This window comes from Serratia entomophila, assembly GCF_021462285.1.
Lineage (GTDB): Bacteria > Pseudomonadota > Gammaproteobacteria > Enterobacterales > Enterobacteriaceae > Serratia > Serratia entomophila.
This window is the reverse complement of record NZ_CP082787.1, coordinates 2131707-2155153: the sequence shown is the minus strand read 5'-3', so window position 1 is coordinate 2155153 and position 23447 is coordinate 2131707. Positions and strand designations below refer to the sequence as shown.

The 23447-nt window shown below is 62.3% G+C and carries 22 protein-coding genes; 12 read left to right on the top strand and 10 right to left on the bottom strand.

The window, feature by feature from the left end:
• Positions 1 to 16 precede the first annotated feature (16 nt).
• From KHA73_RS10580 to KHA73_RS10570, 3 genes are read left to right on the top strand one after another with little or no spacing between them, the layout of a single operon-like run.
• Positions 17 to 538, top strand: coding sequence for a sorbitol dehydrogenase family protein (locus KHA73_RS10580; protein ID WP_234590757.1), 522 nt, complete (start codon positions 17 to 19; stop codon positions 536 to 538).
• Positions 531 to 2147, top strand: a complete 1617-nt coding sequence (locus KHA73_RS10575) for a GMC family oxidoreductase (protein WP_234590756.1) — start codon at positions 531 to 533, stop codon at positions 2145 to 2147. The genes KHA73_RS10580 and KHA73_RS10575 overlap by 8 nt, the downstream gene beginning before the upstream one ends.
• Positions 2144 to 3439: a c-type cytochrome gene (locus tag KHA73_RS10570; RefSeq protein WP_234590755.1), complete on the top strand. Its 1296-nt coding sequence runs from the start codon at positions 2144 to 2146 to the stop codon at positions 3437 to 3439. Before KHA73_RS10575 ends, KHA73_RS10570 begins: the two co-directional genes overlap by 4 nt.
• A 56-nt stretch (positions 3440 to 3495) precedes the next feature.
• On the opposite strand, the gene KHA73_RS10565 is transcribed toward KHA73_RS10570, so the two are convergent.
• The 3 genes from KHA73_RS10565 to KHA73_RS10555 all read right to left on the bottom strand — a co-directional run bounded on the left by KHA73_RS10565 (position 3496) and on the right by KHA73_RS10555 (position 6299).
• Positions 3496 to 4521 carry an alcohol dehydrogenase catalytic domain-containing protein gene (locus KHA73_RS10565; protein WP_234590754.1) on the bottom strand — a complete coding sequence of 342 codons (1026 nt, stop codon included), beginning with the start codon at positions 4519 to 4521 and terminating at the stop codon, positions 3496 to 3498.
• Between the two features lie 138 nt (positions 4522 to 4659).
• Positions 4660 to 5574 (bottom strand): LysR family transcriptional regulator, encoded by a 915-nt coding sequence (locus KHA73_RS10560; RefSeq protein WP_234590752.1) that lies wholly within the window; start codon positions 5572 to 5574, stop codon positions 4660 to 4662.
• 83 nt (positions 5575 to 5657) lie between these two features.
• Positions 5658 to 6299 carry a TetR/AcrR family transcriptional regulator gene (locus KHA73_RS10555; RefSeq protein WP_234590750.1) on the bottom strand — a complete coding sequence of 214 codons (642 nt, stop codon included), beginning with the start codon at positions 6297 to 6299 and terminating at the stop codon, positions 5658 to 5660.
• A 93-nt stretch (positions 6300 to 6392) separates the two neighbouring features.
• On the opposite strand from KHA73_RS10555, the gene KHA73_RS10550 reads away from it, so the two are divergent.
• The 4 genes from KHA73_RS10550 (at position 6393) to KHA73_RS10535 (ending at position 11488) form a co-directional block, all read left to right on the top strand.
• Positions 6393 to 7091, top strand: a complete 699-nt coding sequence (locus KHA73_RS10550; RefSeq protein ID WP_234590748.1) for a DAPG hydrolase family protein — start codon at positions 6393 to 6395, stop codon at positions 7089 to 7091.
• Between the two features lie 226 nt (positions 7092 to 7317).
• Positions 7318 to 8622 carry an MFS transporter gene (locus tag KHA73_RS10545; protein ID WP_234590747.1) on the top strand — a complete coding sequence of 435 codons (1305 nt, stop codon included), beginning with the start codon at positions 7318 to 7320 and terminating at the stop codon, positions 8620 to 8622.
• 167 nt (positions 8623 to 8789) lie between these two features.
• The gene (locus KHA73_RS10540) at positions 8790 to 10049 is read left to right on the top strand and encodes an MFS transporter (RefSeq protein ID WP_234590745.1); all 1260 of its coding nucleotides are present in this window, start codon (positions 8790 to 8792) and stop codon (positions 10047 to 10049) included.
• The gene (locus KHA73_RS10535; RefSeq protein WP_234590744.1) at positions 10046 to 11488 is read left to right on the top strand and encodes a glycoside hydrolase family 32 protein; all 1443 of its coding nucleotides are present in this window, start codon (positions 10046 to 10048) and stop codon (positions 11486 to 11488) included. The genes KHA73_RS10540 and KHA73_RS10535 overlap by 4 nt, the downstream gene beginning before the upstream one ends.
• A gap of 34 nt (positions 11489 to 11522) precedes the next feature.
• Here KHA73_RS10535 and KHA73_RS10530 read toward each other — a convergent pair whose 3' ends face one another.
• The 3 genes from KHA73_RS10530 to KHA73_RS10520 are packed head-to-tail and all read right to left on the bottom strand — an operon-like array spanning position 11523 to position 14527.
• On the bottom strand, positions 11523 to 12524 hold the full coding sequence (locus KHA73_RS10530) for a LacI family DNA-binding transcriptional regulator (RefSeq protein WP_234590743.1): 1002 nt from the start codon (positions 12522 to 12524) through the stop codon (positions 11523 to 11525).
• Between the two features lie 60 nt (positions 12525 to 12584).
• Positions 12585 to 13157, bottom strand: a complete 573-nt coding sequence (locus tag KHA73_RS10525) for a HutD/Ves family protein (RefSeq protein ID WP_234590742.1) — start codon at positions 13155 to 13157, stop codon at positions 12585 to 12587.
• A complete protein-coding gene (locus KHA73_RS10520; RefSeq protein ID WP_234590741.1) occupies positions 13157 to 14527 on the bottom strand; it encodes a formimidoylglutamate deiminase in 1371 nt (456 codons plus the stop codon). Before KHA73_RS10520 ends, KHA73_RS10525 begins: the two co-directional genes overlap by 1 nt.
• Positions 14528 to 14745: 218 nt before the next feature.
• On the opposite strand from KHA73_RS10520, the gene hutC reads away from it, so the two are divergent.
• The 4 genes from hutC (at position 14746) to KHA73_RS10500 (ending at position 19433) form a co-directional block, all read left to right on the top strand.
• Positions 14746 to 15462, top strand: coding sequence for a histidine utilization repressor (gene hutC, locus KHA73_RS10515; protein ID WP_380740658.1), 717 nt, complete (start codon positions 14746 to 14748; stop codon positions 15460 to 15462).
• Between the two features lie 160 nt (positions 15463 to 15622).
• Positions 15623 to 16846 (top strand): imidazolonepropionase, encoded by a 1224-nt coding sequence (hutI, locus tag KHA73_RS10510; RefSeq protein ID WP_234590739.1) that lies wholly within the window; start codon positions 15623 to 15625, stop codon positions 16844 to 16846.
• Positions 16843 to 17646: an N-formylglutamate deformylase gene (gene hutG, locus KHA73_RS10505; RefSeq protein WP_234590738.1), complete on the top strand. Its 804-nt coding sequence runs from the start codon at positions 16843 to 16845 to the stop codon at positions 17644 to 17646. Before hutI ends, hutG begins: the two co-directional genes overlap by 4 nt.
• A gap of 251 nt (positions 17647 to 17897) precedes the next feature.
• On the top strand, positions 17898 to 19433 hold the full coding sequence (locus KHA73_RS10500) for a serine hydrolase domain-containing protein (RefSeq protein ID WP_234590737.1): 1536 nt from the start codon (positions 17898 to 17900) through the stop codon (positions 19431 to 19433).
• A 3-nt stretch (positions 19434 to 19436) separates the two neighbouring features.
• Here KHA73_RS10500 and KHA73_RS10495 read toward each other — a convergent pair whose 3' ends face one another.
• Together KHA73_RS10495 and KHA73_RS10490 are read right to left on the bottom strand one after the other, a co-directional pair.
• Positions 19437 to 19967, bottom strand: a complete 531-nt coding sequence (locus KHA73_RS10495; RefSeq protein ID WP_234590736.1) for a chorismate mutase — start codon at positions 19965 to 19967, stop codon at positions 19437 to 19439.
• Between the two features lie 110 nt (positions 19968 to 20077).
• Entirely contained in the window at positions 20078 to 20542 is a 465-nt protein-coding gene (locus tag KHA73_RS10490) for an anti-virulence regulator CigR family protein (RefSeq protein ID WP_234590735.1), read from the bottom strand.
• A 447-nt stretch (positions 20543 to 20989) separates the two neighbouring features.
• Here KHA73_RS10490 and KHA73_RS10485 point away from each other — a divergent pair, with 447 nt between their 5' ends.
• Positions 20990 to 21169: a hypothetical protein gene (locus KHA73_RS10485; RefSeq protein ID WP_234590734.1), complete on the top strand. Its 180-nt coding sequence runs from the start codon at positions 20990 to 20992 to the stop codon at positions 21167 to 21169.
• 55 nt (positions 21170 to 21224) lie between these two features.
• Here the strand turns inward: KHA73_RS10485 and KHA73_RS10480 are convergent, their stop codons facing one another.
• Positions 21225 to 22106, bottom strand: a complete 882-nt coding sequence (locus KHA73_RS10480) for a nucleoside-specific channel-forming protein Tsx (RefSeq protein ID WP_234590733.1) — start codon at positions 22104 to 22106, stop codon at positions 21225 to 21227.
• Positions 22107 to 22535: 429 nt separating this feature from the next.
• Positions 22536 to 23408 (bottom strand): glycosyl transferase, encoded by an 873-nt coding sequence (locus tag KHA73_RS10475; RefSeq protein ID WP_234590732.1) that lies wholly within the window; start codon positions 23406 to 23408, stop codon positions 22536 to 22538.
• Positions 23409 to 23447: the final 39 nt, after the last annotated feature.

The following is a 23447-nucleotide window of genomic DNA, read 5'->3' as shown; positions in this document are numbered from 1 at the left end:
CAAGGAGCCGCCCCTGATGATCGCACTTTCTCGCCGCCGGCTGGTGCTCGGTTCGGCTGGCCTGTTGATGGCTGGCGCCGTCGGCCAGAGCCTGCTGGGCCGCGTCGCTTTCGCCCTGCCGCAACCGGCCGCCATGCCGGAAAATTTCCTGGCCATTTCCCGCCTGCTGACCGGCATACCGCTGCCGGACCCGCGGCTGGCGCAGCGGCTGCACGCCGCGTTACGGCCGCTGTTTCCACAGCTTGAACATCAAATAACCCTGCTTGGCGAGCTGCTGGCTCAGCATGCCGATCTGCGCGGCGAAGCCTTGCATGCGCTGATTGAACGGCAGCCGCAACGCCTCGCCGACCTGTATGAGGCGCTGATGAGCGGCTGGTATCTCGGCGTGGTCGGCGCCCCGACCAAACGGATCTGCATCGCCTTTGAGAACATCGTCAGTTATCAGCTGGTGCGCGGCTCTCTGACGCCGCCGAGCTACTGCCCCGGCGAGCCCGATTTCTGGACGCAACCGCCCCGCAAGGAGAACGCCCATGTCTGATTCATTAAGTGCCGATATCGTGGTGATCGGCGCCGGCATCGCCGGTTCCCTGGCGGCGTTGAAAATGGCGCAGGCCGGCGCCTCGGTGTTGATGCTGGAATCCGGGCCGGAGATCAAGCGCGATGAGGCGGTCGAGCTGTTCCGCAATTCGCCGTTCAAAGGGGATTTCACCGAGCCCTTCCCGCCCGAACCCTGGGCGCCGCAGCCGAAGTTTGTGCCGAGCGATAACAACTATCTGATTCAAAAGGGACCGGATCCTTACCGCGCCCAGTATCTGCGCGGCGTTGGCGGCACCACCTGGCACTGGGCCGGGCAGGCGTTCCGTCTGCTGCCGAACGACATGCGGATGAAAACCCTGTATGGCGTCGGGCGCGACTGGCCGATCGGCTATGAACAGCTGGAGCCCTATTACTGCGAGGCGGAATACCAGATGGGCGTTTCCGGCGACAGCAGCCTGGATTCGCCGCGTTCGCGCCCGTATCCGCTGCCGGGCATTCCGTTGCCTTACGGCTTCGAACGCCTGAAACAGCGCATCGCCGGCCTGGGCTACGAAGTGGGCATTGGCCCGCAGGCGCGCAACAGCGTGCCCTACGACGGCCGCCCGGCCTGCTGCGGCAATAACAACTGCATGCCGGTGTGCCCGATAGACGCCCAGTATCACGGCGGCATCTCGGCCCGCAAGGCGCTGGCGGCCGGAGTGCGCATCCTGGCCAATGCGGTGGTGCACCGCATCGAGGCCGACGGCCAGGGCAATATCGTGGCGGTGCACTATCTCGACCGCAACAAGGCCAGTCACCGGGTCACCGGCAAGCGCTTCGTGCTGACCGCCAACGGCATCGAAAGCCCGAAAATCCTGCTGCTGTCCAGCAGCGAGCGCTACCCGAACGGCATCGCCAACGGCTCCGGCATGGTGGGCCGCAACCTGATGGACCATCCCGGCAGCTCGGTGGAGTTCTACGCCGACGAACCTGTCTGGTTCGGCCGCGGGCCGATGCGCCCCGGCAGCATCAACAACCTGCGCGACGGTGCCTTCCGTGCCGAACGCTCGGCGCTGCGGGTCGACGTGGCCAATACCTCGCCGGTGCGCTATCTCACCGAACGGCTGATCCGCCAGGGCTATTACGGCAAGGCGCTGAACGACAAGCTGGCGTTTCAGGCCGAACGTTACGTGCTGCTGAAGTGCCTGCTGGAGATGCTGCCGGAGCCGGAAAACCGCGTGCAGCTGAGCAAGACCGAAAAAGACGCCTGGGGCATTCCCAAGCTGGAGGTGTATTACCAATTCCCCGAATACGTGCACCGCGGCTACGACCAGTCGATGCTCGATTTCCAACGCATCGTCAAACAGATGGGCGGCACCGAAGCGGCCTACAGCAAACGCGGCGTCTACGACAACAACCAGCATATCACCGGCACCATGATCATGGGCGCCGATGGCGGCGACTCGGTGGTGGACGGCGACTGCCGCAGCCACGATCACCCGAACCTGTTCATCGCCGGCACCGGCGTCATGCCTTCCGCTTCCACCGTCAACTCCACCCTGACCGGCGTGGCGCTGGCGTTGCACATGGCCGACCGGGTGCTGGACAGCCTGAAAGGAGGCATGGCGTGAAAAAGACCTTACTGGCGCTGTTGCCGCTGCTGGTCAGCGGCCAACTGTGGGCGCAAAGCGACGCCGAGCTTATCAAGCGCGGCGAATATCTGGCGCGCGCCGCCGACTGCACCGCCTGCCACACCGCGCCCGGCGGCCCGGCGTTCGGCGGCGGCTACCCGGTCAGCACGCCGTTCGGCGTGATTTACGGCACCAACATCTCCGCCGATAAACGGTTCGGCATCGGCGGCTGGAGCGACGACGAATTTGTCGCCTCGGTGCGCGACGGCGTAGGCAAAGACGGCCAGCAGCTGTATCCGGCGATGCCGTACGACGCCTTCACCAAAATGAGCCGCGAAGACGTGCTGGCGATCAAGGCCTACCTGCTGGCGCAGCCGGCGGTGGCCCAGGCCACGCCGCAAACCGATCTCGCCTTCCCGTTCAACCAGCGCTGGGGCATGCGCTTCTGGAAGTGGTTCAACTTCGAGCCTGGCGAACTGCGCCCGGACGCGACGCAAAGCGCCCAGTGGAACCAGGGCCGCTACCTGGTGGAGGCGCTGGCGCACTGCGGCACCTGCCATACCCCGCGCACGCTGACCATGGGCATGGACCAGGACAAAGCGTTCGCCGGCGGCGATCTCGGCGGCTGGATCGCCTATAACATCACGCCGGACCGCAACGCCGGCATCGGCAGCTGGTCGCAGCAGGATCTGGTCAACTACCTGAAGACCGGCCATGTGCCGGGCCGCGCTTCGGCCTCTGGCCCGATGGCGGAAGCCATAGAGCACAGCCTGCAGTATCTGCCGGAAGCCGATCTGCAGGCGATGGCGGTGTATCTGCGCAGCGTGCCGGCCATCGCCGATGAGCGGCAAACCCGGCCGCGCGACCGCTGGGGCAGTCCTTCGCAGGCGGTGTTTGCGCTGCGCGGCAGCGGCGAACATCCGCAAACCGGCGCCACGCTGTTCAGCGGCAACTGCGCGACCTGCCACGGCATGGACGGCGCCGGCAAGGGCAGCGGCTTCCACGCTTACCCGGCGCTGTTCAACCACGGCAGCACCGGCGCCGCCGACGGCAAGAATCTGGTGTCGGTGATCCTCAACGGCGTGCATCGCGACATGCGGCAGGGCGAGATCCTGATGCCGTCGTTCGCCGAAGAGCTGAACGACGCGCAGATCGCCGAACTGAGCAACTACGTCAGCCGCCAGTTCGGCAACCCGGCCGCCGCCACCGTCAGCGCCGAACGGGTGCGGAAACTGCGCGCCGACGCCAACCTGCCCTCGCCGCCCGCGCTGCTGCAGGGCGACAAACCTTAACCCGCTCTCGACCAGGGCGCCGGCGGCGCCCTGGTTTTCCTTTGCCTGCGCGCCGCTTAAGGCACGAACACGCCGCGAAAACGCATCTTGCCGGCGGCGAGGCGCTCATAGGCTTCCCCCGCCTGATCCAGCGAGAACGTCTCGACGATCGGTTTCACTTTTCCCTTGGCCGCAAGGTTGAGAACCTCCCCCAGATACTGCTGCCCGCCGTGCGTCGATCCTATCACCCGCTGGCGCATCATATGGAACGGCACCCCCTCGGACGAAATGGCAAAAGGCTTGCTGAAGTCCAGCCCGCAAAGCACCACCCGGCCATCCGGCCTCAGCCCCGTCATCGCCTCCTGCGCGGAGTCAAAATCATTGGTTGTCACCAACAGAATGTCCGCGCCGCCGCTCTCCAGCAGCGCCTTTCCCGAGTCGACCACCCGATCGGCGCCCAGCTGCATTGCCAGCGCGTGTTTATCCGGTGAATGCGTGATGGCGATAGTTTCGAAGCCGCAGGCTTGCGAAAGCTGCAGCGCAACGTGCCCCAGGCCGCCAATGCCCAGAACGGCGACCTTCTCGTGGGGCTGCGGCGCCGCGTCGCGCAGCCCGCTCCAGGTGGTGTAACCGGCGCACATCATCGGCGCGGCGTCTACGTAGGACAGCTCATCCGGCAGCAGGACGGTGCCTTCCGCCGCGATGGCGATATATTCGGCATGCCCGCCCTGCGCGACAAACCCCGTGGTGCGCGGTGAAACGCAGTTCATCGCCGTTTGCCCCGTCAGAGGCCGATTCTCGCGGCAGTAGGCGCAGCGGCCGCAGGCGGACTGAACCCAGGTAGTGCCGACGCGATCGCCCACCTTGCGCGTATGCACGCCGGCGCCTACTTCGATCACGTCGCCGACGACTTCATGGCCAGGCGTCTGCGGGTAGATGTCCCCGCCGTAACCTTGCGTTGACCACACATCGGTGTAGCACATGCCCGAAGCGCGCACTTTCACCAATACCTGGCCCGGTTCGGCTTTGGGCATCGGCACCTGCCACACTTCCCAGGGGCGATTGGCGCCCGTCATTACCACGGCTTTCATCTTCTTTTCCATTGCGATCTCCTGGCTGGGTTGCGGCGGCAGAGACAAGCTCAGCACCTTGTCTGCCAAGCCTAAAGCAGCGCCATGGCCACAACAATGCGGCCCGGCTTCACTGTTAAAGTGAACGGCGTTCATCAATGGAAGGCGCGACTAGCGGGTTTGCACTTCGCGAATACAGCCTATCAGCGCTTTCAAAGCGCTTGATACGTGGCGGTGGCCGGAGTAATACAGGCATAGCCCTGGGTAGGCCGGGCACCATTCGTCCAGCACGCGCTCGAGGCGCCCGTCCCGCAGCGCTTCATCGGCCAGGTGATCGGGCACAAAGGCGATGCCGATACCGTCGATGGCGGCGTCGACCATCAATGGCTGGTCGGTCAAGGTTAGCGAGCCGGTGACGTTGACCGATTCGGCGACGCCATGCCGCTCGAACTCCCAGCGATAAATGGCTCCGCTGTCAAAACGAAAGCGGATGCAGTTGTGGCGCAGCAGATCCTGCGGCGCCGTCGGGCGGCCGTACGCGGCGAAATACTCGGGCGCGGCGATGGCGGCAAAGCGCACCGGCTCGCTGACCCGTATGGCCACCATATCCTGCGGCACGGCGTCGGCCAGGCGGATCCCGGCGTCGAACCCCTCGGCGACGATATCGCTGAGTTTGCCGTCGCAGACGATATCCAGGTGAACCTGCGGATAGGCGGCCAGGAAGCGCGCCAGCAACGGGCGCAGCACCAGGCGAACGGCGCCTTCGCTGGCGTTGATTCGCACCGTGCCGCTGGGCGTTTCGCGAAAATCATCGACCTCTTGCAACGCCTGGGTGATGGAGAATAGCGCGGGGCGCAATTTGGCGGCCAGTTGCTCCCCGGCATCTGTCAACGATACGCTGCGCGTCGTGCGATTAAACAGCCGGACGTCGAGGCGCCGCTCCAGGTTTTTCACGCAGTGGCTAACCGCCGAGGGCGTCACCTCCAGTTCAACCGCCGCCGCATGAAAACTGCGATGCGTGGCGACGGCAAGAAAAACGGTCAGGGCAAACAGGTCGCCTTGTTTAAATTGGTGAGAGTTATTCATTTTCCAGGCCAAAAATAGTGAGACGACATTAATAATGAACATGTCATACTTCAACTAAAGCCACAACAATGGGGCCCGCCCCCTTAACCCCGCACCAACCCCGGCAGCACCAGCGCCAATGCCGCCGCGATGCGAGTGTCGATGTCGCTGCCCGGCGGCAACAGTCCAAGCGCCATCTGGCGCAAGGGTTCGGCCATCACCATCGCCAACAGCAGATCGCTGGTCTGCGCGCAGTCCAACTCGCGCAGCCACCCTCGTTGTCGCTGACGTTGCAACCAGTCCGTCACAATGCCCCGACCGCGTTCAATGCCGTTACGCTGATAGGCCGCCAGCAACGCCTCCCGCCCAGGAAACTCGCTCTGCAACAGGCGAAATACCCCCACCGCCTGTACGCTCAGCACGTGACGCGCAATCGCGCGCAGGCCCTGCTCAAGCAGTGGCTGCACCTCTGCTGCCCGCTGCGCATCCTGTTCAAATGCAGGCTGAAAAGCGTCGGTCCAACTGGCTATCGCCTGCATCACCAACGCATCGCGATTTTCGGCAAATCGGTACAGGGTCTTCTTGGCCATGCCGGCCCGCTTCGCCACCGCGTCCACAGTGGTGGCGGCATAACCCTGCGTCAGCAACAGCGCCAGAGTAGCCTCAACCGCCGCCGCGCGCAGCTCCGCCTCCGGGGCCGAAGGTCTTCCACGCGAGCGCGGTTCTGCATCACTTTCATTTGCCATGATGGTTCCTCGAAATCGTTGACAGAGACAGCATACCGGCATAGTCTTAATTAAGAAACAAATACCGTTTCCAAATTTATAAGGATGACCGCCATGACACATCAATCGCTGATGCTTCCCTGGGGCGTTAATGATATCAACGCGTTGCTTAAACCGGAACCGCTGCGGCTGGAGATGGGTCTAACGCGCAGCACCGACGGTTTGCTGACCGTGGCGATCCGCACCGATCTGCACGGCTGCAAGGGCCGCATGCTGGACTGGTGGTTTACCTTTTTTGAGACCACCCAGCACATTCGCTGGTGGCATCCGCACGATCACGTTGAGCACCGCGGCTGGGACCGGCGCTGGAAAAAAGGCGAAAGTTACATTGGCGCCAGCATCGACGCGGTTGAATGGCTGGCGGAGCTGCCGCCGGTACCGGCCCGGCTCAAATTTCACGCCGCCGAAGATTTTTTTGCCACCCAACCGCTGCAACAGGCGCGCGACAGTCAGGCGCTATCTGCCGCCATTTGCGCCCGTATAGGCTTCGGCGAGCAGGTGGCGCTGGACGACAACGGCGATCCCCGCGACGGTGAAATGCTGCATTTGGCACGCGACACGCCTTACGGCTGCGTGCTGCGCAGCCGCTTTCTGCTGGGTAAATCCTGCGCAAACGCGCATGACGAGCTGTCGGACGAGATTGGCTTTAATCTGATGCGCCACTGCTATAACGAATTCAGCTATCTGGCGCAGTTCCTGCCGTCGTTGTACTACGCCGAAAATGGTCGTGAGGCGGCGCCTTTACTCTGGTAATAAGATGATGAGCCGACCATCGCGCTGGCCACCGGCAGTTTCGATCAAAGCGACCTGCCGGTGCCGCGCCCCACCGCCTTCGCCAACGGTTGCCCCCACGGGTGGAAAATCGACGGCATCGTCTGATGCCGCTATCGCCCTTCACACTTCCCGTTGAAAATAATTGATTGTTTTGTCATATGAATTTAGAACTGACTGACAATAATTCGAATGCATGGGAACGGGGATGGACCAACACACTATAGACGCACGCCAGTCGCGGCAGGCGTTGCTGGCCGGTTCAGTCGGCAACTTTATCGAGTGGTATGAGTTCGGCGTTTACGGCTTTCTCGCCACCGTTATCGCCGCCAACTTCTTCACCCTGCAGGGTGAAAGCGAAATCACCAGTCTGATCCTGACCTACGCCGCCTTCGCGCTGGCGTTTTTCTGCCGCCCTATCGGCGCGGTGATCTTTGGCCGCATCGGCGATCGTATCGGCCGGCGCCCCACGCTGATCGCCGTGCTGCTGCTGATGACCCTGGCCACCGCGCTGATCGGCGTGATGCCGACCTATGCCTCGATCGGCGCCGCCGCCCCGCTGTTGCTGACCCTGCTGCGCATGTTCCAGGGGTTGTTCGCCGGCGGAGAGTTCGGCGGCGCGGTCTCGCTGATGACCGAATTTGCGCCCAGGGGCAAACGCGGGTTGTTCGGCGCCTGGCAATCGCTGACCGTGGCGTTGGGGCTGTTGGCCGGCGCCGGCCTGGTGGCGCTGCTGGCCGCGTTGCTGACCCAGGAACAGCTGCATGACTGGGGCTGGCGCATTCCCTTCCTGCTGGCGCTGCCGATGGGCGCCGTGGCGCTGTGGCTGCGGCTGAAGCTGCAGGAGACGCCAACCTTCCGGCAGGCTCAGCAAAAGGATGCGCCGGGCGCCCCTGCGGCGGAAGTCACGCTGGGCAGCGTGCTGAAGACCATCGTGCTCGGCATCGGCCGCATGATGGGCTGGTCCGCCGCCGGTTACACCTTCCTGGTGGTGATGCCTTCTTATCTGCAAACGTCGCTGCACGCCACCTTCCAGCAGGCGCTGGTGGCCACGGTGCTGGCCAACGTCGGCTTCGCCCTGACCATTCTGCCGGCCGGCATCGTCAGCGATAAGCTGGGGCGCAAGACGGTGATGCTGACGGCGGTGATTGCGGTGATCCTGTTCACCTTCCCGCTGCTGCACCTGCTGCAGGACACTCAGGGCTCACTGGTAACCAAGGGCATCGCGGTACTGACCGCCGGCGCCGTCGTCGGGCTGCTGGCCGGCCCCGGCCCGGCGATGCTGGCGGAAATGTTCCCGACCCGGGTGCGTTATACCGGCCTGGGCCTGGCTTATTCGTTGTCCAACGCGGTATTTTCCGGTTCGGCGGGCCTGATTATCACCGGTTTGATCAAGCAGACCGGCAACATCGACATCCCGGCCTACTACGTAGTCGCCACCTCGGTGGTCAGCCTGTTCGCGCTGATGACCCTGCGCCGCGACGATCATTTGCGTTCGCTGAACGAGCGTTAATCGCCCGGGGCGCCCCGCCGCCCCACGGCATCCTGTGACGCCGATCACAAAGCAAAAATGTTAACGTTAACTTTTGTGATTAACATCTCAATCGCCATACCGGGGTGCTTTATCAGGCTGAAGGTTAACGTTAACAATGAGCCACTCTCCTCCATCAGGGCCTTACTATGAACCGCGAAACCAAAAAATATTATGTGCTGCTCAGCGGCCTGCTGTTCTTCTTCTTTTTCACCTGGTCGTCCAGTTTTTCTCTGATCTCGCTGTGGCTCAACCAAAAGATCGGCCTGAAAGGCGCGGAGACCGGGCTGATTTTCTCCGCCATCTCGCTGGTGGCGCTGTGCGCGCAGCCGCTTTACGGGTTTATTCAGGATAAACTCGGGCTGCGCAAACACCTGCTGCAGTTTCTCGGGGTGATGCTGCTGCTGACCGGCCCGTTCTTCATTTACCTCTACGCCCCGCTGCTGGCGCACAGCCTGCCGCTTGGCGCGCTGGCGGGCGGGCTGTTTATCGGCGCCACCTTCTTTGCCGGCATCGGCGCGCTGGAGTCCTATACCGAGCGCGTCAGCCGCATCAGCGGCTTCGAATTCGGCCGCGCCCGCATGTGGGGCTCGCTGGGTTGGGCCTGCGCCACCTTCCTGGCCGGTTTTATCTTCAATATCAATCCCAACATCAACTTCTGGCTGGCTTCCGCTTCGGCGGCGGTGTTTCTGTTGCTGCTCAGCCAGGTGCGCGAACTGAAACCCAACGCCATGGCCGGCCTGGCGTTCGGCAAGCCGGAAAATCTGAAGCTGCAGGACGCGCTGGCGCTGCTGCGCATGCCGGGATTCTGGGCGCTGGTGGTGTTCGTGCTCGGTATCAGCGTCTATAACGTGTTCGACCAGCAGTTCTCGGTCTACTTCGCCTCACAGTTCAGTTCCCGCGCTCAGGGCAACGAAATGTACGGCTTCCTCAATTCGCTGCAGGTGTTCCTCGAGGCCGGCGGCATGTTCCTGGCGCCGCTGCTGGTCAACCGCATCGGCGCCAAGCGAGGCCTGCTGCTGGCGGGCGGCGTGATGGCGCTGCGCATGTTCGGCTCCGGGCTGGTCAGCGGCGCGCTGACTATCTCGGCCATGAAGCTGCTGCACGCGATAGAGTTGCCGATCCTGCTGATCGCCATCTTCAAGTACATCGCTACCCGCTTCGACAGCCGCCTGTCTTCCACGCTGTATCTGGTGGGTTTCCAGTTCATCACCCAGGTGATGGCCAGCTTCCTGTCGCCGCTGGCGGGTTACGGCTATGACCGCATCGGCTTCGCCGACACCTATCTGCTGATGGGCTGCGCGGTGGCCGCCACCACGCTGATCTCTTGCTTCCTGCTGCGCGGCGAGAACGCCACCAGGACGCCGCACTTTCAATCCGCAATAAAATCAAGTGAGTCTGTTCAATGAAAAATGCCTTAGCTCAAGCCGACCATGCGGTCGAAGCCCTGCGCGCCGAGCGCCGGGACGATTACTACCCGCAGTTTCATCTGGCGCCGTCCGCCGGCTGGATCAACGATCCCAACGGCCTGATCTGCATTGACGGCGTTTATCACGCGTTCTACCAGCATCATCCTTACGACGAGAACTGGGGGCCGATGCATTGGGGCCACGCCACCAGCCGCGATTTGGCGCACTGGCAGCACCAGCCGATCGCCCTCGCGCCCGGCGAAGACTACGACAAAGACGGCTGCTTCTCCGGCTGCGCGGTGGACGACGACGGCGTGCTGACGCTGATCTACACCGGCCACGTCTGGCTGGGCAAGGCCGGCGATGATGATCGGGTGCGCGAAGTGCAGTGCCTGGCCACCAGCGAAGACGGCGTGCACTTCGTCAAACACGGGCCGGTGCTGACGCCGCCGAACGGCATTCAGCATTTCCGCGATCCGAAAGTCTGGCGCGAAGACGGCGAATGGTGGATGGTGGTCGGCGCCAAGGAAAATGGCCTGGGGCAGGCGCGGCTGTATCGCTCGGCCGATCTGCGCGACTGGCGCTTCGATCGCCTGTTGGGCGGCGCTCAGGCGCTGCATCAGGGCTATATGTGGGAGTGCCCGGACTTCTTCCCACTGGGCGAGAAACACCTGCTGCTGTTCTCGCCGCAGGGCCTGGCGGCGCAGGGTTACCGCAACCGCAACCGTTTTCAAAGCGGCTACCTGGTCGGCCACTGGCGGCCGGGCCATGATTTCACGCCGACCCGGCCCTTCTGCGAACTGGATGCCGGCCACGACTTCTATGCGCCGCAAACCTTCACCGCCGCCGACGGCCGTCGCCTGCTGTTCGCCTGGATGGACATGTGGGAATCGCCGATGCCGAGCAAGGCGCATCGCTGGGCAGGCGCCCTCACCCTGCCGCGCGAGCTGACGCTGGGCGCAGACGGCGGCGTGCGGATGAATCCGGCGCGCGAACTGACGGCGCTGCGGCGCGAACACCGAACGCTTATCCCGCTCAAGCTGCGCAATCAACGGCGGCCGCTGGCCGAAGCGCTGCAGGAGCTGCAGATAACCCTGGATCTGGCCGGCAGCGACGCCGAACGCTATGGCGTGGCGATCGGCGGCGCAGCGCGGCTGTACGTCGACAATCAGGCGCACCGCTTGGTATTGGAGCGATTCAGCGAGGAGCCGGGGCTGTGCGGCTGCCGCAGCGTCGCGCTGCCGGCGGGGGAGCGGCTGCCGCTGCGGTTATTCATCGACCGTTCATCGCTGGAAGTGTTCGTCAATCAGGGCGAAGCCTGCCTGACCAGCCGCATCTACCCGGCCGACGGCCGATGTGACCTCAGCCTGTTTGCCGAAGGCGGCCAGGCGCAGTTTGGCGATATGGAAGGATGGCGGCTGGAGAGCATCTGGGCCTAAGCTAGGCGGGGCGCGACGCCATGCGCCCTGCCAGCTACAGTGAACCACGCTCCAGCAGCGGACAAGGCAACTTTACCTGGTCGCGGTGTTCCCGTTGTTCAATCAGGTGCAGCGCCGCCTGGCGGCCCAGTTCGTAATGCGGCAACTGCACCGTGGTCAGCGGCGGCAGGAACAACTCGCCGATGCCGACCATATTGTCATACCCCAATACCGCCACCTGCTGCGGTATTTTCCACCCCTGCGCCAACAACAGCTGATACACCAGAAACGCCACCCGGTCATTGCCGCACACCACCACGTCGCAATCGCGCCGGCCGGCGGAGAAATGCCGTTCCACCAGGGCCACGCAGTCGCGGTAGCCTTCGTCGCCGCCGCTCAGATCGAGATGATACTGCCGCAGCTGGGGCAATTCGCCGCCCGACTCGCGCCAGGCCCGTTCCAGCCCGCGGCGGCGCAGCCCTGCGGCCAGCGTGCTTTCGGGCAGGTGAATGCACAGCGGCGCGCGATAGCCTTTGGCGATCAGCGCGCGCGCTGCGTGGTACTGCCCCTGTTCATCGTCGGGAATATAGCTGGCAATCTGATGTTCCGGGCTGATGCAGTTGGCCAGCACCAGCTTTTTATCCAGCAACCTGGCCGGCAGGTTGACCTGCCGTAGCCCCATGGTGGTGAAGATCACCCCGTCTGGACGATGCGCCAGCAGCAGATCGACGGTCTGTTCGGCGCTGTCGTCGGCGAACAGGTTGACCACCAGGCTGTTCCAGCCGTGTTCGCGCGCGGTTTTTTCAATCGACAGAAGCATTTCAACCGAGAACGGCGTGGTGGCGGTATCCAGCGCCAGTACACCCAGCGTCTGCACCCGATTGCTGTCGCCGCGGATACGCTGCGCCGACAGATCGGGCACGTAGCCGAGCTGATCGATCGCCCGTTTGACGCGTTGGTAGGTCTCCGACCGCAGCTTGCCGGGCTCATTGATGGCGCGGGAAACCGTCATCAATGATACCCCGGCAAGTTTTGCGACGTCTTTCAGCGAGGCCATCCGTCTTTCTCTCGTTTAGCAATGGGAAAGACGAATAATCCCATAACCGGGCCTCTGACTCTACTCCGCTTTAGCGGCCGTGATGTCAGCCCACAAAATAGCGCTATCTTGCCGCAACGGCTTCAGGGCACCGCTGAAGGTATCTTCCGGCCACCAGCCGCCCTGCCGCGCGCCCAGCGTCACGCCGCCCGGCAAAGACCACTCGCCGCTCAGCACGTACAGCACGCCGGCATGCCCGGCCGGCAGCACAACCTGCTGCGCCACGCGCCGCACCTCGGCGGCCCGGCGGCCGCGCCGGGTCATAATATTGAAATCCTGGCTTTCGCCCCCCAGCAAGGTGGCGTTAAGCGCCACATCGCCGGAAAAGGCGAAGGGTTCGCCAACCCGCGCCAACGCGTGATCGATATGCCCGGCGCTGAACAGGCGCACGCCGTCGCCCTCCAGCAGGGTAATCGACCGATCGATGCCGGCAAAGGCGGAAAATGGCCCATCCTGGGCGATGGTGGCGATGCTGGCGCGCCACTCGAACTCCTGCGCGCCCGGCGGCCAGCAGGCGATCTCGCGGGTTTCGCCGCCGCCGTTGCGCCACGGGCTGACCGGCAACGCGGCGAAGTCAAAACGGGTCAGGCTCATCACGCCTCCTGCTGGAAGGTTTTCAACACCTGCAGGAACTCGGCGCTGCTCTGCTGCTGCAGCGCGTGCCGCCCCTGCTCTATCACCTGGCGCCCACCGACGAACACGTCACGGATCTGTTCTTTACCGCCGGCGAACAGCCAACGGTTGAGGATCGAGGCGTCCGGCGCGGCGGCCAGATAAGGGTCGTCGCCGTCCAGCACCAGCCAGTCGGCGCGATAACCGCTTTGCAGCCGGCCGATTGGCGCGCCGCACGCCTGGGCGCCGCCCTGCAGCGCCTGGTGGTACAGCACGTCCGCCACCGCCGGCTGTTCCGGCGTGGTCAGGCGGTTGCGGCGCTGATCGCGCAGCCGCTGGCCGTATTCGAACCAGCGCAGCTCTTCCACTACGTTGAGCGAAACGTGGCTGTCTGAACCTATTCCCCAACGCCCTTGATGGTGCAGGAAAGCGTCGCCGGGGAAGATGCCGTCGCCGAGGTTGGCTTCGGTGGTCGGGCACAGGCCGGCCACCGCTTTGCTGTGCGCCAGCGCTTCCAGCTCTTCGCGATCCAGATGGGTGGCGTGCACCAGGCACCAGCGCTGATCCACCGGCAGGTGCTCATACAGCCAGGCCACCGGCCGCTGGCCGCTCCAGGCCAGGCAGTCGTTCACCTCTTTCTGCTGTTCGGCGATGTGAATGTGCACCGGCAGGCGGGTGTCCGACGCCTGCAAAATTTGTTGCATCTGGCTCAGCTCCACCGCGCGCAGCGAGTGGAAACACAGCCCCTGGTTCTGCAGCGGTTGATCCGCCAACTGGCGCGCAATCACCTGCTGTTGCTGCAGATAGCTGTCCGCGTCCTGAATAAAGCGCCGCTGCCCCGCCTGAGCCGGCTGCGCGCCAAAGCCCGCGTAGCTGTACAGCACCGGCAGCAGGGTCATGCCGATGCCGGCCTGCTGCGCCGCCTGGCTGAGGCGGCCGGTCATTTCGCCGCGGTCGGCGTAAGGGTTGCCGTCGGCGCCGTGGTGCAGATAATGGAACTCGGCGACCTGGGTATATCCTCCCTTGAGCATTTCGATATACAGTTGGCGGGCGACCACCTCTACCTGCTCCGGCGTCAGCCGCTGCACCAGCCGATACATCAGATCGCGCCAGGTCCAGAAACTGTCCTGCGGGTTGCCGGCCACTTCCGCCAGCCCGGCCATCGCACGCTGGAAAGCGTGGGAGTGCAGGTTCGGCATGCCCGGCACCGCATCGCCGTGCAGTCGGACGCACCCTTCGGGTTCGGCGCCGGCGGTGACGTCGGTCAGGTAACCGCGCGCATCAACATCAAGGCGGACGTTGTGCGCCCAGCCCTCAGGGAGCAAAGCGCGTGAGGCAAAATAAGCAGGCATGGCAGTATTCCACTGTTGGTGTAACGGCGAATAACGCGCAACGATGATGCGCATCCAGGAATTTTTGCGGCCGCCGGCATAAATCTGGCGCGGCGGCCCCTAGTTGTATATACATATACATACGCCGACATCAACAGTAAACTGGTGTTATTATTTTTTTATTTGACGAGGTTAACGTCGTGGTTGATCAACAGACCCTGTTACAGCTGGCTGCTGCAATGAGCGATACCCCCGCCCCGATCTACCAACGGGTCAAGCAAGCGATCGTAAACCAAATCCGCGCGGGCCACTGGCAGCCGCACCAACGCGTACCTTCGGAAAGCGAACTGGTGGCGGAGCTGGGCGTCAGCCGCATGACCATCAACCGCGCACTGCGCGAGCTGACCAGCGAAGGCTTCCTGATCCGCATGCAGGGCGTCGGCACCTTCGTCGCCGAAGCCAAGGCGCACACCGCGCTGCTGGAGGTGCATAACATCGCCGATGAAATCGCCGCGCGCGGGCATCGCCACAGCAGCAAGATCCTCGAGCTGAAGGCGCGCGCCGCCAGCGAAGAAGAAGCCACGGCGCTGGGCATCCAGCCCGGCCAACAGCTGTTTTATTCGCAGATCGTGCACTACGAAAACGATGTGCCGGTGCAGGTGGAAGACCGCTGCGTCAACCCGCTGATCGCACCGGACTACATGCAACAGGATTTCGACCGCGTCACGCCCTATACCTATCTGACGCAGGCCGCCCCGCTGACCGCCGGCGAACACATCGTCGAGGCGGTGGTGCCGACGCGGCGCGAACGCGAACTGCTGCAGCTGGAAGATCACGAACCCGGCCTGCTGATCCATCGCCGCACCTGGTCCGGTAAAACCGTGGTCACCTCGGCGCGCTTACTCTACCCCGGCAGCCGCTATCAGCTGTTCGGCCGCTTCACCACCGACGTCTAAGCCCTGTACGGGCGCCTCCCGGCGCCCGCTGGCACCGCTTTCGATCACATCCCGATAACAAATTGCCTCCCCCCTCTTGTGACATCCCGATGAATGCGCTAGGTTGTTTTTAATTGTATATACAACCATGTGGGAGCTGCGGCTCCGGCGGAGGAAAGCAATGACGTCTGAGATTCACTGCGACAGCCTGTGGCACGGGGCCGATATCGTCACCATGCGCGACGGCAAGTATCACACCCTCAGCGACGGCGCGATCGCCGTGCGCGACGGCAAGATTGTCTGGGTTGGCGAATATGCGGCGTTGCCGCCCACGCTGATCGCCGATGAAACGGTGAAATTCGACGGCGGCATCATCACCCCGGGCTTCGTGGACTGCCATACCCATCTGGTGTTCGGCGGCAACCGCAGCGGCGAGTTCGAACAGCGCCTGAACGGCGTAAGCTACGCCGACATCGCCGCTCAGGGCGGCGGCATCATCTCCACCGTCAAGGCCACCCGCGACGCCGACGAAGCGCTGCTGCTGGAGCAGGCGCTGTTCCGCCTGCGGCCGCTGCTGGCGGAAGGCGTAACCTGCGTGGAGATCAAGTCCGGCTACGGCCTGAGCCCGGAAAGCGAACTGAAAATGCTGCGGGTGGCGCGCAAGCTCGGCGAGCTGTTGCCGGTCGAGGTGAAAACCACCTGCCTGGCGGCCCACGCGCTGCCGCCGGAATACGCCAACCGCGCCGACGACTATATCGATCTGGTGTGCGACACCATCATTCCGCAGGCCGCCGCCGCCGGGCTGGCGGACGCGGTTGACGCCTTCTGCGAACATCTGGCGTTTTCTCCGGCGCAGGTTGAGCGGGTGTTCGCCGCCGCCGAAGCCGCCGGGTTGCCGGTCAAGCTGCACGCCGAACAGCTCTCCGCCCTCGGCGGCAGCGCGCTGGCGGCCAGGCATCACGCGCTTTCCGCCGATCACCTTGAATACGCCACCGAACAGGACGCGCGCGCCATGGGCGACGCCGGCACCGTGGCGGTATTGCTGCCCGGCGCTTACTACCTGCTGCGCGAAACCCAATGCCCGCCGGTTGACCTCTTCCGCAAGCACGGCGTGGCGATGGCCATCGCCAGCGACGCCAACCCGGGCACCTCGCAGGCGCTGTCGCTGCGCCTGATGATCAACATGGCCTGCACGCTGTTCCGCCTGACGCCGGAAGAAGCGCTGGCGGGCGTTACCACCCATGCCGCCAAAGCGTTGGGGCTACAGCACAGCCACGGCACGCTGGAGGCCGGCAAGGTTGCGGATTTTGTTCATTGGCCGCTGTCGCGGCCGGCTGAGCTGGCTTATTGGCTGGGCGGTCAACTGCCCTGTACGGTGATTTTCCGAGGAGAAGTACGTAAATGACCATTCGCGATCCCTTTAGTTTCCAGGCCGGCAGCCTGCCGCTGCTGATCAGCATCCCGCATGCCGGCACCCGGCTGACGCCGGCGGTAGAAGCCGGCCTGACCGACGACGCGCGCCCGCTGCCGGATACCGACTGGCACATTCCGCAGCTGTATGACTTTGCCCGGGCGATGGGGGCCAGCGTGCTGGTCGGCAACTATTCGCGCTTTGTCATCGATCTGAACCGCCCGGCGGACGACAAACCGCTCTACACCACCGCCACCACCGGCCTGTATCCCGACGTGCTGTTCGACGGCCGTCCGAGCTTCCTGCCGGGCAAAGCGCCTTCCGCTGAAGAGCGCGCCGGCTATCTGCAACAGATCTGGCAGCCCTATCACCGGCAGCTGCAGGATGAGCTGGCGCGCATCAAGGCCAGGCACGGCTACGCGTTGCTGTTTGACGCGCACTCCATCGCTTCGGTGATCCCGCGGCTGTTCGACGGCAAGCTGCCGGACCTTAACCTTGGCACCAACGGCGGTGAAAGCTGCGCCCCGGCGCTGAGCGACCGCCTGGTCAGCTGCTGTGAACAGCAACAAGAGTACACCCACGTGCTGAACGGCCGCTTCAAGGGCGGTTACATCACCCGCGCCTACGGCCAGCCACAGGAACGCCAGCATGCGATCCAGCTGGAGCTGGCGCAGGTGAACTACATGTCCGAACGGTACCCCTTCGCCTTCGCGCCGGAGCGTGCCGCCTCGCTGCAGCGCCTGCTGAAGCAAATGATCGAAAACCTGTTGGCGGGCGCAGCCCAGCTGCGTTAACGCCTGTGCAGGCGTCGTTCCCGGCGCCTGCTTCGCTCCCCCCGCAATCCACGATCGAAACGACAATTTGCGCTCTGCATCAAAATTTTGAGTGAAACCCCGTATCTGGTCCGAACTGCGCACAAAACAGCGGCCCACGAATTGCGCACTGCGCCACAATCTGCCGAAAACCCCGAACGCCTTCGCCTGTCGACGGCGGCCAGGAGATAAGGCCGGCAAGGCCATTTCGTTCACGCACTCTGGAGGCCACTATGTCTGAAACCCCGCTAAACTGGCGCGCCGCAAGCGCCGTTGCCGAACAATTGCTGGCCGGATGGCAAGGCCAGGGTGAACCCGGCGGGGCGATAACCCTGTTCGACGCCGGGCAAACCCAGGCGACAGCCTGCGCCGGCCTGGCCGATCTGGCGCAAAATAGCTCCTTCACCGCCGACAGCGTGGTGCGCTACGCCTCTGTCACCAAGCATATCTTCGCCGCCCTGGCGCTGAGCGCCACCGGCAGCGCCATCAGGCTGGATCAACGCCTCGGCGAATTGCTGCCCGGCCTGCAGCCCGAGCTGGCCGAGGTCACCGTCGGCCAGGCGCTGGACATGACCAGCGGGCTGCCCGACGTGCGCGAAACGCTGGGCCTGTTGGGGATTTCGCTGCATACCGTCAGCGACGCTCAGCCGGTGATGCAATTTATCGAAGGGCTGGAAAAGCTGAACTACCCGGCCGGCAGCGAGATCACTTACACCAACACCGGTTACCGGCTGGTCGAAGCGGCGCTGAAGGCCCAGGGCCATGATTTCGATCGGCTGGTGCAACAACACATCGCTCAACCGCTGCAGCTGCAGCTGCGGGCGCCGGAGAGCTGGTTCGACGTGGTGCCCAATCTGGCGCCGGGTTATTGGCGCGCTCCGCAAGGCTGGCAACTGGCCAGCGCAGGTCTGCACCTGTCGGCTTCCGGCAGCCTGACCGGCAGCGCCAACGCGCTCACCCGCTGGTTGCAGGCATTGCTGGCCGATCGGGGGCCGGGCCGCGGCGTACTGGCGCTGCTCAGCGCGCCGCGCCGTCTCAACCAGGGCCAGCTCAGCGCTTACGGCTTAGGGCTGGCGCACACGCAGCTCGGGCGGCACTCCCTGCTGGGGCACGGCGGTTCGCATGCCGGCTACAAAACCTATTTTTTGCTGAGCCAGGATCGGCAGGCCGGCGTGGCGCTGGTGGCCAACCGCGAAGACTGCGACAGCTTCGACATGGCGTTACGGGTGATGGCGGCACTGCTGGATGAGCCACTGCCGCAGCGCAGCAACGCCATCCCCGATGGCGTTTACGCCACCGTAGCGGAACCCTACTGGTTGGAAGTGAAAGACGGCAACCTGGCCTACCTGGGGATCGGCGAACCCTTGTATCAGGCCGCCGACGGCTATGCGGAGTCGTTGTCCGCCCATATGCCGATCCGCTTGAAATGGACCGGCGAAGCGGTGGAAGGTGAAGTGGGCCACGTCGCGCGCAGCTTCCGGCCGGTGACGCCTAACGGCGACTGCCTGAAGCACGCGCAGGGGCTGTGGTATCACCCGCAGTATCGCACCGCCTTTGAAATTTGCGGCGATCGGGTGCATATCGGCGTCGGCCCGGCGGCGCAAACCGGCAGGCTGCTCCCCCTGGGGAACGGCCGCATGCTGGTGGAAAGCAACGACGGCCCCTGGTTGAAACGCTTTTGCCTCTATTTCAGAGGCTACAGCGTGGATTTAATCGCCAATCGCAGCCGGGTGCTGACCTTCAGGCGCAGCAGCGTCGACCGCGACTAGCCTTCAGCCGGCCTTGTCAGTTTTGACCGCCAGCAAAGCGTCAAACAGGCGTCGTTTGTCCGCCTCGCCAAGATTGGTCTGGTTCAGCGCTTGCTGAAAGGCGCCCCGCTCCGCTTCGGTCAGCGGCCCGGCCTGCAGGCGTTTAGCCAGCAGCTGCAGGATACGGCTGCTCAGCCTGGCGATCTGCGGCCGCACGCTCTCCAGGGCACGCGGCCGCCACCCTTTCTCCGGTGACGCCAGCCAATCCGCGCGATAGCGATACTGAATCGCCTTGGCGGCATCCATCTGCGCCGCAATAAACGGCCGCACCGACGCCGGCTCCAGCCCCAGGCGCCCCGCCTCCGCCTGGCTGTCGGCCAGTACCCGGGCCTCCTGCGCTGCATCCTCAATCGGCAAATGCTGCTGTGCCTTATAGCCGGCGACGTCTTTCATCAACGACAGCCGCTGGTTCACCAGGTCGCCTATCGCGACGGCGCTGTCGGCCAACGCCGGTAAGCTGGTCAGACAACAGGCTATCAGTAACGCCCTGAACATAACGCTCCCCTTCGCCCTTAATGGATAAAGCACCGAGTTCATCACGTTCGCCCCTTCTCAGGCAAATAAAAAAGCCCCGCCGAAGCGAGGCTTACTTTTCACCCTGGGCGTCAGTTAAACACGCCGTTGATGACCGAGGCCACAATGGCGGTACTGAGCGCCACCAGCACCAGATCGTCGCCGGCGATGCGCCATTCGTAACCCGGGTAATGCGGCAAATCGCGCAACATTGACGACGGCACCATTTTCTTGGCGATGCCCGGTGGCAGCGGCTTGCCGCGCGCCAGATTTTTGGCGATGCCCGGCGGCAGCGAACGGTAACCGGTCAGGCCGTAGTTGTGCGCCAGCGAGCGGGCGCGATCGCGTGAAATGCTGACGGAAACCAGATCCTGCTCGCCGCCTTTGGCTTTATTGCCTTTGTCATGGTCACCATGGTTGCCATGATTACCATTGTTGCCATGATTACCATTGTTGCCGTGGCCGTTGCCGCCCTTATCGGCCAATGCCGGAGCGGATGACAATCCCAGAGATGCAATCAACGCCAAAACCGTTAGAGTTGTACGACGCTTGCTCATGTTGTATTTCCTGCGTGGGTGATTGCATTCACTATAGGCACTGTTCTCCACATAAAGCTTGAGGAAAACTCCGAGTTCTTTGGATCTCGGCCGCCGGCGGCTCACCGGCACAAGATGGCCTCAGTGCAAAACTATTCGAAAATCCCGAATTTCCACTCGGATTTTTCTTGCAGCAAAATAAGCGATCCGGTAGCGTGGAGTGGTAATAAAAAAGAGTTAGCGTGCTCTTTTTCGTTGCGCCTCAAATCTTATTCTTATCATTCACAGTGATAATACTGAATGCTTCCCGCCTTTACGTGCGGGATTCTTTTTTCTTGCGTTCTTTTGCACCAAACTGGTGCTTTATGTTGAGATTTGGTTGCCAATACTTTAAATTCGCTGTCTGAGAAACCTCAACCTCCCACGGTGGCCAGGCTGGCAACGGGTGGGCGTTCAGGAGCAAAAGATATGCAAATGACCCTCATGGAATACATCACGCAACACTTTAACGGCGATCTTCTTCGCTACGCGCAATCAGAAGGCGTAAGCCGGGAACAGATCATCAGTTGGATAGATAATGAATGCCACGTGATCAAAGGCCGGCTATTTATGCCGGTGAAGCATTTACCCGTTGAACAAGTGCAATGATGACAAAAATAAACCCCGCCAAAGCGGGGTTTTCTGTTTCTGATACCACGGAAAATCAGAAGTTATAACCGGCAACGATGTAATAGCCCCAGCCGGTAGATTTGATTGGGCCCTGCGGCGTGCCGATATCCGCGCCGTCTTGCCACTGGCCGCCGTTATGGAAATAACGCGCCACGAACGAGTAATGCCAGTGATCGTAGTTCAGCGCCAGAATGTGGCTGGAGGCGATCGAGTTGCTGGTGCGCACCTGCTTGCCGGTGCCGTCGGTCCAGTTGCTGTCTTTGCCCAGATCGGAACCGAAGTCAAAGTTGGTGAAGCCGATATAGCTCAGGTTGCCGCCCCACAGCTGGGTCAACGGCACGAAATATTTCACCTTGAAGCGGTAACCGTCCCAGCTGTTTTCGTTGGCAGCCTGATAGTTTTCCCACTGGTATTTGGCATAGATGTTCAACGACAGGCTCATCGGCAGGCCGGTGTCGATATCGGTGCCCAGCCCCATGAACCAGGTGTTTTGGCGGCCGTCGGCGTTGTGGCCCAGATCATAGATGTAGTTGTTGGCGAAGTACCACTCTTTGAACGGACCGAAGCTCAGATCGGTGCCGGTCAGCTTGTCGATGGAGAAGCGCGGTTCGATCTCCATAAACATCGGCGACCCTTTGTCCCAGATGCCGCGATCCGGGGTGTTACCCACGCCGAAGAACTTCGGCACGTCGACGTAACCATAGAAATCGAACCAGTCTTTCTTGGCGAAGGCTTCGTATTCCAGATACAGATCGTTGTTCAGCTGCGGTCCGAAGCGGGTGTGATAGCTGCCCACCACGTTGACGCTCTGATGCCACCAGTCGGAGACGTATTGACTGTCTTTGCTATCAGCCATTGATGATGCGCTGTAAGACGCGGCGAGCAGGACACCTGCTGCGAGAGCTATTTTTTTCATTTTATTACCACATGCTTTAAAGGGCCATTTCCTGCCCGTTAGAAAAGATGACAATGAGTCTGACGACACCTGGCGTTGCCTTCACGAACAAACTCGGGCGACGCGCGCATTATAGAAATCACTGACTGTAAGAATCTGTGATCCAGTTATGCATTTCGCGAATAGGTAATCGATTGCGTTCACATTTGTCAAATTATGTTTCATGCAAATTCACGATCGTTGTGATTTTTGTCATGCACGATGATTTTTAAAGCAGTTTCTGTGCCAATTGTAATCAAGTGATTAATGGCAACGACAAAACGCAAAATGTCGGCTCGGCACAGCAAAGGGCAACGACAAGCGATGGATTGTAGCGGCGTGCGTTATTCGCTGGCGTGCTATTGCGCCGCCGGCTATCGAAAAATTCAGGTCAGCAGGAAGACGGTGATGTTAACCTAGAAGCCCGCCCAACATGCGCTGCAGGAATGGCTTTTTCTTGCGAGTGATCGGGTTGCCGTCATACTTTTCCTGAGACTGCTTGTTAAAGCAGCCGTACGGCAGCACGTTGCGATACTGCTCCAGGGTATAACCGGCCTGTAACGCTTCATGATAATACTGTTCGAACAGCTCCCGCAGATCGTCACGGTAGTGGCCATAAATCTTACCGTCAAACCAGTGCTGACGATTTTCCGCTTTTAGCCGCGGCAACGAGTAACGGTGAGAGAACTGGCTCCCCATATCTGAATAGTGCAGCGCTTTCAACGATTCCAGCGGCAGATCATCGCCATCCAGGTTGCTGTACTCCGGCTTCAGTGGTGCGACAAATTCGGGGTGCTGTTCAAAGAATTGCTGCATTTTTTTATGGCCCAGGCGATCGCCGCGCAGCTGTTCGAGCGGCGGCAAGAAACGCGCACCCGCTTCGCAATCCCACAGCATTTCACCCAGGCGCAAATCCTTACCGGTACCCGCGGCCAGTATAGCGGTGCCCTCTTCCATCGGATGATGCCAAATTTCAGCGATATCACTGAGATACAGCACGTCCGCATCAGAATAAAAAGCGCGCCCCTGGAAATTGCAAAAAGCGGGGATGCCCCAACGAAACGCGGAAAATGGCGTTGCCCAACATTCGGTCGTCCAGCCTTCACCTTCGCCGTCCGAGAACCAGAAGCTGGCGGGATCGCGCGATAGCTGCATCCATACGATCTGAACGGGTATCGAAGCATGTTTACGCAAGCTGTACTCCAGAACCATCATCTGTTCCAGATCGCAGTCATTAGGGTCGCAGCCGATAAAAACGCGTGCGATATCCGCAGGGTGAGTCATAACAATAATATCCCTATTTGGAGCCACATCATTCCCATG

Bases quoted from the DNA above. Each gene is read 5' to 3' on its own strand.
- KHA73_RS10580 (WP_234590757.1), top strand. From the start codon at position 17: ATGATCGCACTTTCTCGCCGCCGGCTGGTGCTCGGTTCGGCTGGCCTG.
- KHA73_RS10575 (WP_234590756.1), top strand. From the start codon at position 531: ATGTCTGATTCATTAAGTGCCGATATCGTGGTGATCGGCGCCGGCATC.
- KHA73_RS10565 (WP_234590754.1), bottom strand. From the start codon at position 4,521: ATGGAAAAGAAGATGAAAGCCGTGGTAATGACGGGCGCCAATCGCCCC.
- KHA73_RS10560 (WP_234590752.1), bottom strand. From the start codon at position 5,574: ATGAATAACTCTCACCAATTTAAACAAGGCGACCTGTTTGCCCTGACC.
- KHA73_RS10555 (WP_234590750.1), bottom strand. From the start codon at position 6,299: ATGGCAAATGAAAGTGATGCAGAACCGCGCTCGCGTGGAAGACCTTCG.
- KHA73_RS10550 (WP_234590748.1), top strand. From the start codon at position 6,393: ATGACACATCAATCGCTGATGCTTCCCTGGGGCGTTAATGATATCAAC.
- KHA73_RS10545 (WP_234590747.1), top strand. From the start codon at position 7,318: ATGGACCAACACACTATAGACGCACGCCAGTCGCGGCAGGCGTTGCTG.
- KHA73_RS10540 (WP_234590745.1), top strand. From the start codon at position 8,790: ATGAACCGCGAAACCAAAAAATATTATGTGCTGCTCAGCGGCCTGCTG.
- KHA73_RS10535 (WP_234590744.1), top strand. From the start codon at position 10,046: ATGAAAAATGCCTTAGCTCAAGCCGACCATGCGGTCGAAGCCCTGCGC.
- KHA73_RS10530 (WP_234590743.1), bottom strand. From the start codon at position 12,524: ATGGCCTCGCTGAAAGACGTCGCAAAACTTGCCGGGGTATCATTGATG.
- KHA73_RS10525 (WP_234590742.1), bottom strand. From the start codon at position 13,157: ATGAGCCTGACCCGTTTTGACTTCGCCGCGTTGCCGGTCAGCCCGTGG.
- KHA73_RS10520 (WP_234590741.1), bottom strand. From the start codon at position 14,527: ATGCCTGCTTATTTTGCCTCACGCGCTTTGCTCCCTGAGGGCTGGGCG.
- hutC (WP_380740658.1), top strand. From the start codon at position 14,746: ATGAGCGATACCCCCGCCCCGATCTACCAACGGGTCAAGCAAGCGATC.
- hutI (WP_234590739.1), top strand. From the start codon at position 15,623: ATGACGTCTGAGATTCACTGCGACAGCCTGTGGCACGGGGCCGATATC.
- hutG (WP_234590738.1), top strand. From the start codon at position 16,843: ATGACCATTCGCGATCCCTTTAGTTTCCAGGCCGGCAGCCTGCCGCTG.
- KHA73_RS10500 (WP_234590737.1), top strand. From the start codon at position 17,898: ATGTCTGAAACCCCGCTAAACTGGCGCGCCGCAAGCGCCGTTGCCGAA.
- KHA73_RS10495 (WP_234590736.1), bottom strand. From the start codon at position 19,967: ATGTTCAGGGCGTTACTGATAGCCTGTTGTCTGACCAGCTTACCGGCG.
- KHA73_RS10490 (WP_234590735.1), bottom strand. From the start codon at position 20,542: ATGAGCAAGCGTCGTACAACTCTAACGGTTTTGGCGTTGATTGCATCT.
- KHA73_RS10485 (WP_234590734.1), top strand. From the start codon at position 20,990: ATGCAAATGACCCTCATGGAATACATCACGCAACACTTTAACGGCGAT.
- KHA73_RS10480 (WP_234590733.1), bottom strand. From the start codon at position 22,106: ATGAAAAAAATAGCTCTCGCAGCAGGTGTCCTGCTCGCCGCGTCTTAC.
- KHA73_RS10475 (WP_234590732.1), bottom strand. From the start codon at position 23,408: ATGACTCACCCTGCGGATATCGCACGCGTTTTTATCGGCTGCGACCCT.